This is a genomic window from Clostridium sp. LS, from assembly GCF_002760435.1.
Classification (GTDB): Bacteria; Bacillota; Clostridia; order Clostridiales; family Clostridiaceae; genus Clostridium.
The window spans coordinates 1-15,213 of the sequence record NZ_AUUU01000039.1; the positions used below are offsets into that span (position 1 = coordinate 1).

Below are 15,213 nucleotides of genomic sequence, written 5' to 3' on the forward strand. Positions count from 1 at the left end.
CGACTCGCATACGCTCGCTGAGTAAGCGATTCACACCAAATCATAGATTTGGGTTCACTGCTCATGTCGCCCAATTGACCTAATAGGCCCACTATGAGGGCAATTTGCCTCCTTGCCTGATGAAAAAATTAAAAAGATTACTTTAAAGAGACTTGATACCAATGGTCAAGAAGTAGACTATGATCAGTGGACAGGTGCAGAAGTAGACGGAAAGAAGAGACCAAATCTTAAGCAGTTCAGAGTCGATATGGCTAAGACAATGGTAGACAAACAGACTGCAGAGGTTGATACAATTACTGGAGCAACTACAACTACTAAAGGGTGGGTGCAGTCAGTTGAAAGAGCTTTAGAGAAAGCAAAAAATTAAATAAGAAAGTATAAAGACTGTTATGAAACTGCTGGCAAATATATTTTGTCAGCAGTTGTTTTACTGATTATAGGTGTATAGTTTTATTGACAGTACAATCTGAATTAAATACAATGAATATATGAATGAATGTTCAGAAAAAGAGGTGAAGCAATTATGGAAGAAAAAAATGATATAGAAAATTGTAGATGTACGATTATACATGAAGATGTAGTTAATAAAGTTAAAGAATGCATACCACAAGAGGAAGCACTTTATGATTTGGCTGATTTATTTAAAGTTCTTGGAGATAGTACAAGGATTAAAGTATTATGTGTATTGTTTCAAGCTGAAATGTGTGTTTGCGATATAGCAGCACTTTTAAGTATGACTCACTCAGCTATTTCACATCAGCTAAGAGTTTTAAAACAAGCGAGACTCGTAAAGTATAGAAAGGAAGGTAAAGTAGTTTATTATTCCTTAGATGATGAGCATGTTAAGAGTATCTTTGATCAAGGTATGATTCACATAGCCGAAAATCAATAATATTATCTCAATAGTTATTATTATACTTATATTCTGTCTAGTTAAAAACTTTAAAATAACAATTCACCATTAGATCTATCTTACATTTTTATTACTGCACCTTTACATGCAGGTATTGAAGCCTTAGCAGTAATACCATAAATCATTAATATAATTCATAAGAAACTGCTTAATTAGTTAAAGCAGTTTTTTATTTTGAAAAAATATTTATATAAGTTGGTTGACAAACTAGGCTAATCTGCATACAATGAACGTATGAAAAGTTATTCATATATTCACGTAAAGAGGAATGATATTATGGAAGAAAAAATAAATATTGATAATTGCAATTGTACAATTATACACCAGGATGTAGTTAATAGAGTAAATGAAAATATACCACAAGATGAAACTCTTTACGATTTAGCAGATTTATTTAAAGTGCTTGGAGATGCAACGAGAATAAAAATTTAAGGAGGGAAAACTATGGCAAATAATATAAAGATAGTTAACAGTTCTGCTGAAGCCAAATTATCAAATAAAAACAGTAGGAAAAAAGTAAAAAAAGAATTTATTTTAGAAGGACTTGGATGTGCTAACTGCGCAGCTAAAATGGAGCAAAAGATAAACGAATTAGATGGAATTCATTCTGCTAATGTAAATTTTGTTACTAAAACTTTAGCATTAGAAATAGAAGAAATTAATAGGCTAGATGAACTAATAGGAGCAGTGATTAATATTGTAACCAATATAGAAGCACATGTAAAGGTTAAAGAAAAACAATCAAACAAAGTGATGAAAAAAGAAATTTTGCTTGAAGGGTTATGCTGTGGTAACTGTGCTGCAAAGATAGAAAGAGAATCTAATAATATTGATGGTGTAAAATCTGCTACTGTTGATTTTGTATCTACAAAGCTTATTATGGAAATAGATAGTCCATCTAAAGAAAATACTATTATTGAGAAGGTTAAAGAAATAGTTAAAAGAATTGAGCCAGATGTTAATGTAATTGTATCTGAAGGTAAAGATAAATTATTAAAAAATAAAAATCAAGAATCAGAAGAGGAAAGTAATAAAGGTGAAATAATTAAGCTGGCTGTTAGTGCGGGGATATTCAGTATTGCTACTGCTTTTAAATTTTCATTTGGATTAGAACTTGTTCTTTACCTAATAAGTTATATACTTGTTGGTGGGAAAGTAGTGTTAAGAGCATTAAAAAATATAAGAAGAGGTCAAGTATTTGATGAAAACTTTCTTATGAGTGTAGCAACTATTGGCGCTTTTACTATCGGTCAGTATCCAGAAGGTGTAGCAGTTATGCTGTTCTATCAACTAGGAGAAATTTTCCAAGGTATGGCTGTTAATCGTTCAAGAAAATCTATTTCAGCCCTTATGGATATAAGACCTGATTTCGCTAATTTGAAAATAGGACATGACATTAAAAAAGTATCACCAGAAGAAGTTAGTATAGGTGATATTATAGTAGTAAAACCAGGTGAGAAAGTTCCACTAGATGGTAAAGTAATTGATGGTAGATCTATGGTAGATACATCTGCTTTAACTGGTGAATCTGTTCCTAGAGAAGTAGAGGTAGGAGATAATGTCCTAGGTGGAGTTATTAATAAAAATGGTCTTTTAACAATTGAAGTAGAAAAAGAATTTGGTGATTCTACTATTGCAAAGATACTTGATTTAGTTCAAAATGCAAGTAGTAAAAAGGCTCCTACAGAGAACTTTATAACAAAGTTTGCTAGATATTATACCCCTATTGTTGTATTTTCAGCATTAGCTTTAGCTGTAATACCACCTCTTGTTATAGACGGAGCAACATTTTCTGAGTGGATATATAGAGCATTAGCATTTTTAGTAGTATCTTGTCCTTGTGCTTTAGTTGTATCTATACCTCTTGGTTTCTTTGGTGGAATAGGTGGAGCTTCAAAGAATGGAATACTTGTTAAAGGTGGAAACTATCTTGAGGCATTAAATGATGTTGAAGTTGTAGTGTTTGATAAAACTGGAACACTTACAAAAGGTGTTTTTAAGGTAACAGTAGTTAAGGCACAAAACAATATTTCAAAAGATGAACTTATATCTTATGCAGCTCATGCAGAAAGTTATTCTAATCATCCAATTGCAACGTCTATAAGAAATACCTATGGTAAAGAAATAGCTAAAGAGGAACTAGAGAACTATGAAGAAATATCAGGGCTTGGTGTTAAGGTTGTGTTTGAAGGAAAGGAAGTATTAGCAGGTAACTATAAATTAATGGAAAAAGAGAATATATCTTATGAGAAAGTAGAAACAATAGGCACAGTAGTTCATGTTGCGGTAGATAAAAAATATGCAGGATATATAGTAATATCTGATGAAGTAAAAGAAGATTCTGCAAAAGCTATAAAAGCTTTAAAATCAATTGGTATTAAAAAGACAGTAATGCTAACAGGGGATAATAAAACAGTTGGAAATAAAATCGCTAATGAACTAGGATTAGATGAAGTTCATGCTGAATTATTACCAGATCAAAAAGTCGAAAAGCTAGAATTGTTATTTAAAGAAAAGTCAGCTAAAGGCAAGGTGGTATTTGTAGGAGATGGAATAAACGATGCTCCGGTTTTAGCTAGAGCTGATATAGGAATAGCAATGGGTGGTGTTGGTTCAGATGCTGCAATTGAAGCTGCTGACGTAGTTGTAATGACAGACGAACCTTCAAAGATTGCTTCAGCTATAAAAATAGCAAGGAAAACAAGAAGTATAGTAATGCAAAATATAGTCTTTGCTTTAGGTGTTAAACTTATAATATTAATTCTTGTAGCTTTTGGTATGGGGACTATGTGGGAAGCAGTATTTGGTGATGTTGGAGTAGCGCTTGTTGCAGTTTTAAATGCTATGAGAGCTATGAAAGTAGAAAATATGTAGAATATATTAAGTGTGGTCATAATGTTATGGCCACACTTTTTTATTATAGATATATAGACTTCACGAAGAAGATAGTAAATGTAGTGGTTAAAAAAATGTTAAAAATTATTAAATAAATTATCTAAATAAAATTAATAAGGAAAAACAAAACGTTATCATTGATAAAGTGATATTTATTTCAAGAAACAATGAAAATCATTTTCAATAAGTGAAAAAAGTGTTATTATATTTTATATAAAATAGTTAATTAAAAATCATTATCAATTGAGTGCTGTTTTTATTAGTATTTATATAATAGAGATAGTTAAATTAGTTAGTAAATGATTTTTAGTGAGTTTATACCTATTTCGCTAATATAGTTTTAAAGAAATTATAAACGACAGTAATTTAGAAACATTAATATATCAGGGAATGGGCGTATCAATTTATGCAATTAAATATAAGGAGGATATATATGCCATTAATATTAGCAACTAAAGGAAGCGAAATAAATATTAAAAAGATAATTGGGAATGATGAAACAAAAAGGTTTCTAAATAGTTTAGGTTTTGTAGTTGGGGAAACAATTAAAATTATTTCTGAACTTGGAGGAAATCTCATAATAAACGTTAAGGACAGTAGAGTCGCATTAGATAAAGGGATGGCAAGTAGAATAATAGTTTAGGAGGAGTATCAAAATGAGCACATTAAAAGAAATAAAATGCGGACAAACTGTTAAAGTTAAAAAGGTTGAAGGCCTTGGAGCTGTTCGCAGACGTATTATGGATATGGGAATTACAAGAGGGTGTGAGGTTTATGTTCGTAAGGTGGCACCGTTGGGAGATCCAATAGAGGTAACAGTTCGTGGATATGAATTAACACTTCGTAAAGCTGATGCAGAAATGATAGTTATAGAGTAATTTATTGGAAAACATATATACTATAAATCTGTTTAATTGAAAAGTATATAGTAGTGACAAGGAGGAATAAAAATGTCAATTAAAATAGGTCTTGCAGGAAATCCTAACTGCGGAAAGACGACTATGTTTAATGAACTTACAGGGTCATCTCAATATGTTGGGAATTGGCCAGGGGTTACAGTTGAAAAAAAGGGTGGTAAGTTAAAAGGAAGTAAAGATGTTGAAATAGTTGATTTACCAGGGGTGTATTCTTTATCACCATATACTCTTGAAGAAGTTGTAACACGTAATTTTATGATAAATGACAAACCAGACGCAGTAATTAATATAGTTGATGCGTCAAATATTGAAAGAAATTTATATTTAACTACTCAAATTTTAGAATTAGGAATTCCAACAGTTATAGCACTTAATATGATGGATATTGTAGAAAAGAATGGTGATAAAATAGATATTAAGAAGTTATCAAAAAGCTTGGGGTGTCCGGTAGTTGAAACAACAGCGCTAAAAGGTAATGGAATTAAAGCAGCAGCAGAAAAGGCAATAGAAGCTGCAAAATCAAAAAATAAACCTAATTTTATATTGCAATATTCTGATGAAGCAAAAAAAGCATTTGAAGAAATTGAAAAAGTAATAATTAAAAGTATTCAAACTGAATATATAGAAAAGTCTTGGCTTGCAATTAAACTTTTTGAGCGAGATGAAAACATCATTGAAAAGCTAAATGTTACCCAAATAGCTTTAGATGAAATAGAAATAATAATAAAAAAATATGAAGATGAAGTTGATGATGATAGTGAAAGTATTGTTACAGGCGATAGATATGCATTTATAGGTGACGTTGTTTCAAGTGCTGTTAAGAGAATTAATAATGGAAAAGAAACAACTTCAGATAAAATTGATAAAATTGTTACAAATCGTTTTTTAGCACTTCCAATTTTTGCGACTATTATGTTTAGCGTATATTACATAGCAATAAGTTCGATTGGAACTATAGTAACTGACTGGACAAACAATGTGCTATTCGGAACGATAATACAAGGAACTGTTTCAAATTGGTTAGTATCAGCAAATGTTGCTGATTGGTTACAAGGATTAATAATGAATGGAATTATTGGAGGTGTTGGAGCAGTACTTGGATTTGTTCCACAGATTATGGTTTTATTCTTCTTATTATCAATTCTTGAAGATTGCGGATATATGGCTCGTGTAGCTTTTATTATGGATAGAATTTTCCGTAAATTTGGTCTTTCAGGTAAATCATTTATACCAATGCTAATTAGTTCAGGTTGTGGTGTACCAGGTATTATGTCAACTCGTACTATGGAAAATGATAGAGATAGAAAAATGACAATTATGTTAACTACATTTATTCCATGTAGTGCTAAATTGCCAGTTATTGCATTAATAGCAGGGGTATTTTTTAGTGGAGCAGTTTGGGTAGCGCCAGCAGCTTATTTTCTAGGAATAACTATGATTATTGTTTGTGGTATTATCTTAAAGAAAACTAAATTATTTTCTGGAGATCCTTCACCATTTGTTATGGAACTTCCTCAATATCATGTTCCAAGTTTAAAAGGTGTTTTAATGCATATGTGGGAAAGAGCAAAATCATTTATTATTAAGGCAGGTACAATTATATTTGCTTCTTGTACAACAATATGGTTTTTACAATCATTTAACTGGTCACTTGAAATGGTAGATGCTGGAGAAAGTATATTAGCAAGCATAGGTAATGTAATAGCACCTATTTTTGCACCTCTTGGTTTTGGAAATTGGCAATCAGCTGTTGCAACAGTTACTGGACTTATTGCGAAAGAAAATCTTGTTGGAACATTTGGAGTTCTCTATGGAATAGCTGGTGCAAATGAAACAGATCCAACACTTATTCAAAATATTTCAGTAATGTTCACAGCAGCGAGTGGATTCTCATTTATGGTATTTAATCTGCTTTGTGCTCCTTGTGTTGCAGCAATTGGCACAATGCGACGTGAGATGGGATCATGGAAATGGACATGCATTACTTTAGGATTCCAAACAGTTACTGCTTATATAGTTGCACTTGTTATTAATCAGGTTGGTAGTTTTTTGTTAGGTAATGGAAGTTTAATTGGAGCTGTAACTTCTGTAGCAATAGCTATAATAGTTGTAGCAATAGTTATATTAACAGGAAGAAGTTCAAAAGAAAAACAAGTTGGCGGGAAACTAAGTTATACAAAATAGCAATATGAAAATTAAGTAGGTAAACTTAAATATAATTACCTACTTAAATTCAAAAATAGGGAGTGATATTTATGATAGCAACAATTGTTTTAGGTGGTATTATATTTGGTTTAATGGCACTTGTAATAGTAAATCAAATAAAAAAAGCTAAAAATGGAGAGAGTGGTTGTGGCTGCGGTTGCTCTGGATGCTCTTCAAATAATGCATGCCACGGAACAGAAGCGCAAAAGAAGTAAATCAACTAAAATAAAAATGAGAACTTTGATGTACAATACTCATAATTTGCGTAAAAAATAAAAAGTATCAGGACAATATATAAGTATATTCTTAAATGAGCAGAGATTTAGATAAATTGAATCATGAAATTATTGCATACATAACTATTGATAAGGATAGGGTACAAAATGGAAATCCATTGATACTTATTGCAAAAAATATCGAAGAACAAAAGCAGTTATCACTGGAGATAGCAAGAACAATTAAAGCAGATGTAGTTGAGCTCAGTAATGGTGATTATATGGTTGTAAGATGATACCGAAGCATAAAGAACATCAAATTTAAATTATCTTTATTAAAATATAGCTAATTATTATAAGCCAAATACATATTATAATACCTCCAGCAACCCAGTTTTTAGGCTTACCTTCTTTAAAAATATTTTCTGATTGTTGTCTACATTCATTCATAATATTTGCTGGTATTAGTTTTATAGCAAATGCAATGCCAAGTGGCAGTAAAACCAAATCATCAAGGTATCCAAAGACAGGTATAAAATCAGGTATTAAGTCAATAGGACTTAAAGCATAAGCTACTACTAATATTGAAACTAATTTTGCATAAAAGGGTACATCAGGTCGTTTGTATGCTAAATATAATGCTCCAATATCCTTTTTTATTTTTTTTATTTTTTGCTTAATCGTTGAAAACCAAATTTTCAATCTTTCGCTTAATTTATTTTCCATAAAACACCTCAAATTTAACTGACTTCTGTCGTAACATCTTACTAAATCCAAATTAACATTATAAATTTATTTATTTATATTATTTTTAAATATAATATAAATTACAAGAGCAAGTATTTCTATTATAACTACATAAATAAGAATAGAGTGTGGTGAATACTCGTATAAGTATCCCATAATCGTGCTCCCTAAAAGCATTGCAATACCATAAATAGTATTGAAAAGACCATATGCTTTACCTCTACTTGAAATGGTTGTTATGTCAGCAATAGCAGCTTTCATTATAGTTTCATGTATACTCATCACACAACCCCATAATATTATGGCAATAATTGCAAAGACAGAGTTCATGGAGAATCCTAAAATCGCTACAGGAACACTTAAGATAGGTATTAACATTAAAGAAAATAATCCTTTTTCATCATAATATTTACCTATGAAAATAGCAAACACTCCATCTACTGCCATTGCTATTGCGTATAAAGTAGGGATTAGCGCTTCACTTAATACTTTTTGTGACATAAGGTGATAAGATATTATAGGAAAGTTAGCAAAGCCAAGTACGCTAAAGAAAATAAATAGTGAATAATACAAAAAGTTTTTAGAGAAATGTTTTTTAGAAATATTTTTTTCTTCATTTGCCTTTATGCTGCTTTCTATATTTTCCTCTAACATAGATGGTTTTGGAACTTTATATCTTGTATATGATACCACCATTACAGCTAAAATTGCTGGAATCCACATAATTTTAAATCCTTGTTTATATCCACCCATATATGAAAGGGACATAGTAAATATTAACGGTCCGATAAATCCTCCGATTTGATCGAGAGCTTCACTTATTCCAAAACCAATCCCTGTACCAAGATGTTTTGTTGCATGAGAAAGCATAGTATCTTTTCCCGGACTTCGTATTGCCTTACCTATTCTTTCAAGAATAATAAATAACGCTGCTATTTGCCAATTACCTGCTAGTGCCAATAGTGGAACTGAAATAAGCATAGCATAACCTAAAATAGTTACTAGCCAACTATCACCAGTTTTATCAATAAAGTAACCAGATATAAGTCGCAGAGCATAACCTAAAAATTCCCCAAACCCTGTTACAAAGCCAATGGTAATTGCGCTTGCTCCTAAAAATCCTAAATAATCTCCATAAACACTTCTTGCTCCCTCATAGGTTATATCTCCTAAGGCACTAATTAATCCAAATAAAAGTATAAATTCAAGTGCAATTTTTTTTTTATTTACATTTTGATTCATTATATATCATTCCTTTCATACACTTGATTACTAAATTCATTTAACATGTTTTGGCACTTTTCTAAATTTTTAATAATAGTATTCTTAAATTCACAATGAAAATAATCTTTTTTTTCAATCTTCTTTAGCCAGTTATAAAGTTTTTCAAGTTCTTGTTCATTTTCTTCAAATTCAGCAAATATGAAGTTTTCATTTTCAGTTTCTCTATTTATTTCGTCTACAAAATCTCTACATTTGCCAAGAAGTTCCCTATAATCTAATTCTCTTTCTTTATTAAAATTAGATATTAAGGTACTATTTTCTTGTTCGTCATCAATTACCATAATACAAGTAAAAGCGTGACCTCCAATATTGTTAACTTGGCTTGTAAGTTTCATAAATTCTTCTTGACATTCGTTTGTATCCGGTAGTATCCAAATAGATTGGAGTACATTTAGAGAGCCAATTGATTTTAATTTTCTCCATACGGACATTCTATTTTTTTGTGGTTCTCTTGGAATTTGATATATGAGAGTTCTCCAATTCAAATGATCATCTCCTTTACATTATATGTTATACTGGTTACATGTTATACTGGTTACAAAAATTATAAAGTAATAAAAATATTTTGTAAAGTAAATTCATAGTATTCTTAGATTGCGTAAAAGTATAAGTAATTAAAATTAAGTATGAAAAATAATCAAGTGTAATATACTATTACTACATATTAACAATGGAATTTTGATGAAGAATTTAGTGGAATGAACGATATTGTAGTAATATAACTTAGAAGAATACATAAAATGAAAAAATAGATTTCAGCATTTTTCGAATTTATCTTTTAGAGCATATATAATAACTTAGTCATAATAGTTGAAGAAGTAAGGTATGTCAGGTTAAAATAATTAAGAATAGTATTTAATGCTTGAAAGTTATTGGAATTTAAATTATAATTACAATAAATAGAAAATATATCTATAACAGTGTAAAAAAGAAATTTCATAGGTGATGAAGTTCGCCTTTAAACATCTCTTTGGAGATTAATGACTTCTACTATAATAAAAATATAGTAGGGGTCTTTTTGTTTTTTTAGATTATTTCTCCAATAAGTGTATAAATTATAGTTTTGAACTGATAGTGTTTTACAAAAATATTTTTGATTGCCTTTTATATAAATTAGGATTGTGAATTATATTAGTACTTAAGTTATGAAAAAGTATTAGAGCATAATAAATAAAAATTTAGGGTAAACTGCACTTATAGTATGTCAAAAATTCTTATTATAATTTACTTTTAGGAGGATAAGTTATGAGTAAAAAAATTCAAATGGTCACTGCAAGAGAAATCTTTGATTCAAGAGGGAATCCTACAATTGAAGTTGATGTTGTATTAGAAGATGGAAGCTTAGGCAGAGCAAGTGTTCCATCAGGTGCATCAACTGGTGATAAAGAAGCAGTTGAACTTCGTGATGGGGGAAAAAGATTAAATGGTAAGGGGGTTTCAAAAGTCATCGAAAATGTAAATGGTCCTATAAGAGAAGCATTAATTGGTTTATTACCTTTTAATCAAGAGCTTATAGATAAAATACTTATTGATTTAGATGGAACAACTACTAAAATGAAATTAGGTGCAAATGCTATTTTAGGTACATCTATGGCTGTTTGTCGTGCAGCCGCTCAATCAGAAAAAATTCCGATTTATCGTTACCTTGGTGGTATTGATATTGAATTGCCACTTCCATTTTTTAATGTTATTAATGGGGGGAAGCATGCTGACTCTGGAATTAATATTCAAGAATTTTTAATTACGCCTATAGGATTTTCACATTTTCGTGAAGGAATGGAAAGTATTTCTGAAGTATATCATATGCTAAAACGTTTGTTAGGAGAAAGAGGATTAGTGACTTCTGTTGGGGATGAAGGAGGATTTGCGCCTCATCTAAAATCTAGTGAAGAAGCCATAGAATTACTTATTCAGGCAATTGAAAAGGCAGGATATATTCCACAAAAAGATATTGCTATTGCTTTAGATCCAGCTGCTAGTGAGTTCTATGAAAATGGAGTATATGACTTTGAAGGAAAAAAACTAACATCTGAAGAAATGACTCAATATTATAAAAAGCTAGTAGATAATTATCCTATTATTTCAATAGAAGACGGACTATCTGAACATGATTGGGATGGTTGGGATGTATTAACTAAAGAGTTAGGAAATAGAATTCAGTTAGTAGGTGATGATATATTTGTTACTAACCCATCAATTTTACAACAAGGTATTGAAAAACAAATTGCAAATTCAGTTTTAATTAAATTAAATCAGATTGGAACTATTACAGAAACAATTGAAACAATAAGATTAGCACGTAAAGCAGGCTATACAACTATGATTTCTCATAGATCTGGAGAAACAGAAGATACATTCATTGCAGATTTTGCAGTAGGATTATGTGCAGGTCAAATTAAAACTGGTTCAATGGCTAGGTCAGAACGTGTATCTAAATATAATCAATTTTTAAGAATTCAAGAGGAATTAGGAAAAGACGCAATTATGACACCATTTAAATTAAAAAAATAAGACTTATTATGGGAGATGCGCTGATTATGATAATGAGTATGTAATTATAATTTATATACTCATTATTTAAATATAAATGGCGAGGGGGAATTAATAAAATGAATAGTTTATTAAGAATAATTGTTGGAGAACAGGAATTTAATTCTAATTCACGTAATGTTTATAAAGATATAAGAGAATTTCTATGGAAAGAAGGTTTTCCAGGGGTCACAGTTAGACGAGGAGAGTTAAGTCTTGATCATAAAAGTGCTATTCACTCAATTGTCCTTGAAGATATACAATTTAATGATTTAGCGATTATCATAGAAACAGTTGCTGATAACAACCAAATAGAAAAAGTTAAACAAGATATTATTAAAAAGATACCGCATGGACAAGTAAGTGTTATTAGGGGGATGGAGGAAAAAGATATGGAAATGCATAAATATTTTGTGGTTAAAGTTTATACCAAAGAAGATAATTCATGGTTTAAAAAGGAAGAGTATGAAAAAGTTTTAGAATTTCTTCGAAAGAAAAAGGTTATATGGGCTACTGTAACTAAAGGAATTGTTGGATATGGTAAAGATAGAGTTGTTCATAAACAAAAGATATTTTCTTTTAGTGAAAAAATGCCGATTGTAGTAGAATGTATTGTTCCATCTGAAAATCTACAAGATTTATTGGACGAACTTAAAAATATTGTTGAGGAGGGTGCCGTATTTACAACACCAATAGATTTAATAATTAATAAATAGAAAGAAATGATGAAATAATTAAAGATTTAATTTATATGAAAAAAAGGAGATGATGATTTTGTCTAAGAATAATATTGAAAATGATCTTACTAATAAAAATATTGTGAGATTAGGTTGGGTAGCATTTTTTGGTGGCTTAAGCCAAGATATGATTTCACCTGTTTTACCAACATTTTATTCTCAAGTTTTAGGGCTAAATAAAAGTACTATAGGACTTATTGAAGGCTCAGTTACTACTATAGTAAGTATTTTCAAAATTTTATCTGGAATTATTTCAGATAAAATAGGAAAAAGAAAGTCAATAGTTTTTATAGGATATTTACTTTCAGCAATAGGAAGATTAATTTTGTTTTTAGCAACGGGTACTTTTAGTGTTCTAGGATTAAGATTACTAGATGGTGTAGGTAAAGGATTAAAAGATGCACCAAGAGATGCACTTGTAGCAAAATCATCTGAAAAGAATAAGACAGGCTTTGCCTTTGGGTTGCAAAGAACATTGGATACGTTGGGTTCCTTTATAGGACCATTAATTACAACATATTTGCTTTTAAAATTTGCGGTATATGGAGACATAAAAAAATATCAATATTTGTTTATAGTTGCAGGAATTATCGCATTTATGACAATCGTTATAATTGGAATATTTGTTAAAGAAAGAGTCGGTGAAGATGTAGGAACAAAGTTCAAATTTGATGATTCTATACTAAAAGGTAAATTCATGTTATTACTTATTATTATGTTTATATTTACATTAGGAAATAGTAGTGATGCATTTTTAATTTTAAGAGCTGAAAATTTAGGTATATCTCCTTTTGAAATTCCAATAATTATAGCTGTATTTAATTTGTTTTATGCCTTGCTTTCTATACCAAGTGGAATTCTTTCAGACAAGATTGGAAGAATTAATGTTATGAGATTAGGATGGTTTTTATATGCATTAACTTATATAGGTTTTGCTATTGCTAAATTACCTTGGCATATATGGGTATTATATATCATATATGGAGTATATTATTCAACTACAGAAGGTATAGCAAAATCTCTTATAGTTCACTTAGTAGATGAAAAAATGAGAGGAACAGCCTTTGGACTATATAATGCTTCTGTTGGATTATTAGCTATTCCGGCAAGTGCTATTGCTGGTTTGTTATGGGATAAAGTATCTCCATCAGCACCATTTTATTTTGGGGCAATATGCTCAATTATGGCAATAATATTAACTATGATGTTTAACATTGAAACAACTTATAGTAAAGAGAGTTAATATTAATACTTAAAAAGTTGGAATTAGTCTATAAAATGTATATTTTCATAGGGGGTATTGACTAAATGAATACAGTAAAAAAAATAAGAATAATAATCAATAATCCTGATGATGAAATAAGAAAAAGTCAGTATAGATTTATTCGTGATAGTCAATATGCACAATATCAAGGTCTTAATAGGTGTATGGGCTATTTAATTAGTGGATATTATTCAAATAATATGGATTTAAGTTGTGAAAAATTTAAGGAACATCAAAGGAGAATTACTAATTCTTCTAGCATTTTTCAGGGAATTAATTTTGGAATTGGTATAGATAGTAAGTCTAACATAATTCAAAGGGTTAAAAAAGATTTTAAAAGTGCAATTAAAAATGGTATGGCTCGTGGAGAAAGAAATGTGAATAATTATAGAAGAACATTTCCACTTATGACAAGAGGACGAAACTTAAAATTTATATATGATGAAAATAAAAAAGATATATTAATTAACTGGGTAAATAAAATTCAATTTAAATGCATATTGGGTGAGAATAAAAATTTAAAAGAAGTTAAAAATATTTTAGATAAAGTAATTAATAAAGAATATAGTGTTTCACAAAGTTTAATGTATTTTAATAATAAAAATGAATTAATATTGATTCTTACACTGAATATCCCGATGAAAAAAGAAAAATATACACCTATAAAAGATCGAGTATTAGAAATTGATTTTGGAAAGGAAGTTCCTGTTTATATGTCTATAAATGACAAGCCTTATATAAAAAAATCATTAGGTGATTTTTCGGAATTTAATAGAATGAAATTACAATTTAAAGCTAGAAGTAAAAGATTATATGAACAATTAAAATTTTCAAAAGGTGGGAGGGGGAAAAAAGATAAATTTAAATCTATTGAAGGATTTAGAGAGAAACAAAGAAATTTTATAAAAACATATAATCATTTTTTATCTAAGAATATAGTTGAATTTGCATTAAAACATAGATGTGAATACATATGTTTGAAAAAGTTAGATAAAAGCAGGGAAAATAATAGTTGGAGCTATTACGAGCTGGAAGAAAAAATAATATATAAGGCTGAAAGAAAAGGCATAATAGTAAAGAAGATAGACTCTTCAGATATGTGCGATAAATTTAATGAAAATGAATATGTTAATTAAATATTTATCTGATGTCTAGCCACTGTAACACTCCCATCCGACCAAAAGGAGAAAGTGAATCACACAAAATCAAAGATTGCACTGTGTGAAAGTTCTGCTAACCAAATACAAGATGCCCACAAGGGGAAAGTTCGAGAACCTAAATGTAAAAATTTGGACTCTCACTTTTGGAGCATCACTTTTGGTTCTCTACTTTTCTATTAAGGTGAGAGATAACAGTGGCACGACCCTAGATAAGTTCAACTAAGATTCAGATGGAGATCAAACTTCACCTGAATCAAGTTTCACTTGATACGGCTGATTCAATCTATTAGAAAATAGGTATACTTTTAAGTATATAAGCCGAATGATGAGGGGATTTAGAAAAATAT

General features: G+C 29.8%; 15 protein-coding genes, 1 pseudogene and 1 riboswitch. Of the genes and pseudogenes, 13 read left to right on the plus strand and 3 right to left on the minus strand.

What is annotated here, in order from left to right; genetic code table 11:
- Window positions 1-112: 112 nt before the first annotated feature.
- From COL3_RS09645 to COL3_RS09685, 9 genes and pseudogenes are all read left to right on the plus strand, one after another.
- Window positions 113-367 carry an FMN-binding protein gene (locus COL3_RS09645; RefSeq protein WP_008424287.1) on the plus strand — a complete coding sequence of 85 codons (255 nt, stop codon included), beginning with the start codon at window positions 113-115 and terminating at the stop codon, window positions 365-367.
- 156 nt (window positions 368-523) lie between these two features.
- Entirely contained in the window at window positions 524-892 is a 369-nt protein-coding gene (locus COL3_RS09650) for a metalloregulator ArsR/SmtB family transcription factor (RefSeq protein WP_008424289.1), read from the plus strand.
- 297 nt (window positions 893-1,189) lie between these two features.
- A pseudogene (locus tag COL3_RS09655) lies at window positions 1,190-1,342 on the plus strand (transcriptional regulator); the annotation flags it as partial.
- A 15-nt stretch (window positions 1,343-1,357) separates the two neighbouring features.
- Window positions 1,358-3,787 carry a heavy metal translocating P-type ATPase gene (locus COL3_RS09660; protein WP_008424294.1) on the plus strand — a complete coding sequence of 810 codons (2,430 nt, stop codon included), beginning with the start codon at window positions 1,358-1,360 and terminating at the stop codon, window positions 3,785-3,787.
- Between the two features lie 454 nt (window positions 3,788-4,241).
- Complete coding sequence (locus tag COL3_RS09665) at window positions 4,242-4,451, plus strand: FeoA family protein (protein ID WP_008424296.1); 210 nt, start codon at window positions 4,242-4,244, stop codon at window positions 4,449-4,451.
- Between the two features lie 13 nt (window positions 4,452-4,464).
- Entirely contained in the window at window positions 4,465-4,686 is a 222-nt protein-coding gene (locus COL3_RS09670; RefSeq protein ID WP_008424298.1) for a ferrous iron transport protein A, read from the plus strand.
- 72 nt (window positions 4,687-4,758) lie between these two features.
- Window positions 4,759-6,909: a ferrous iron transport protein B gene (feoB, locus tag COL3_RS09675; RefSeq protein ID WP_008424300.1), complete on the plus strand. Its 2,151-nt coding sequence runs from the start codon at window positions 4,759-4,761 to the stop codon at window positions 6,907-6,909.
- 71 nt (window positions 6,910-6,980) lie between these two features.
- Window positions 6,981-7,145: a FeoB-associated Cys-rich membrane protein gene (locus COL3_RS09680; RefSeq protein ID WP_008424302.1), complete on the plus strand. Its 165-nt coding sequence runs from the start codon at window positions 6,981-6,983 to the stop codon at window positions 7,143-7,145.
- A gap of 95 nt (window positions 7,146-7,240) precedes the next feature.
- The gene (locus COL3_RS09685) at window positions 7,241-7,441 is read left to right on the plus strand and encodes a hypothetical protein (RefSeq protein ID WP_008424304.1); all 201 of its coding nucleotides are present in this window, start codon (window positions 7,241-7,243) and stop codon (window positions 7,439-7,441) included.
- Window positions 7,442-7,466: 25 nt separating this feature from the next.
- On the opposite strand, the gene COL3_RS09690 is transcribed toward COL3_RS09685, so the two are convergent.
- From COL3_RS09690 to COL3_RS09700, 3 genes are all read right to left on the minus strand, one after another.
- Window positions 7,467-7,871, minus strand: coding sequence for a YkvA family protein (locus tag COL3_RS09690; RefSeq protein WP_008424307.1), 405 nt, complete (start codon window positions 7,869-7,871; stop codon window positions 7,467-7,469).
- Between the two features lie 66 nt (window positions 7,872-7,937).
- Entirely contained in the window at window positions 7,938-9,134 is a 1,197-nt protein-coding gene (locus COL3_RS09695) for an MFS transporter (protein ID WP_008424309.1), read from the minus strand.
- Window positions 9,134-9,661, minus strand: a complete 528-nt coding sequence (locus COL3_RS09700; protein WP_008424311.1) for a Chromate resistance protein ChrB — start codon at window positions 9,659-9,661, stop codon at window positions 9,134-9,136. The genes COL3_RS09695 and COL3_RS09700 overlap by 1 nt, the downstream gene beginning before the upstream one ends.
- 447 nt (window positions 9,662-10,108) lie before the next feature.
- Window positions 10,109-10,173: riboswitch (Fluoride riboswitch) on the plus strand.
- A gap of 248 nt (window positions 10,174-10,421) precedes the next feature.
- On the opposite strand from COL3_RS09700, the gene eno reads away from it, so the two are divergent.
- From eno to COL3_RS09720, 4 genes are all read left to right on the plus strand, one after another.
- Complete coding sequence (eno, locus tag COL3_RS09705; protein ID WP_008424314.1) at window positions 10,422-11,687, plus strand: phosphopyruvate hydratase; 1,266 nt, start codon at window positions 10,422-10,424, stop codon at window positions 11,685-11,687.
- A gap of 98 nt (window positions 11,688-11,785) precedes the next feature.
- Complete coding sequence (locus tag COL3_RS09710; RefSeq protein ID WP_008424315.1) at window positions 11,786-12,421, plus strand: DUF190 domain-containing protein; 636 nt, start codon at window positions 11,786-11,788, stop codon at window positions 12,419-12,421.
- Between the two features lie 58 nt (window positions 12,422-12,479).
- Window positions 12,480-13,685: an MFS transporter gene (locus COL3_RS09715; RefSeq protein ID WP_008424317.1), complete on the plus strand. Its 1,206-nt coding sequence runs from the start codon at window positions 12,480-12,482 to the stop codon at window positions 13,683-13,685.
- Between the two features lie 65 nt (window positions 13,686-13,750).
- Window positions 13,751-14,842 (plus strand): hypothetical protein, encoded by a 1,092-nt coding sequence (locus COL3_RS09720; RefSeq protein ID WP_099716607.1) that lies wholly within the window; start codon window positions 13,751-13,753, stop codon window positions 14,840-14,842.
- Window positions 14,843-15,213 lie beyond the last annotated feature (371 nt).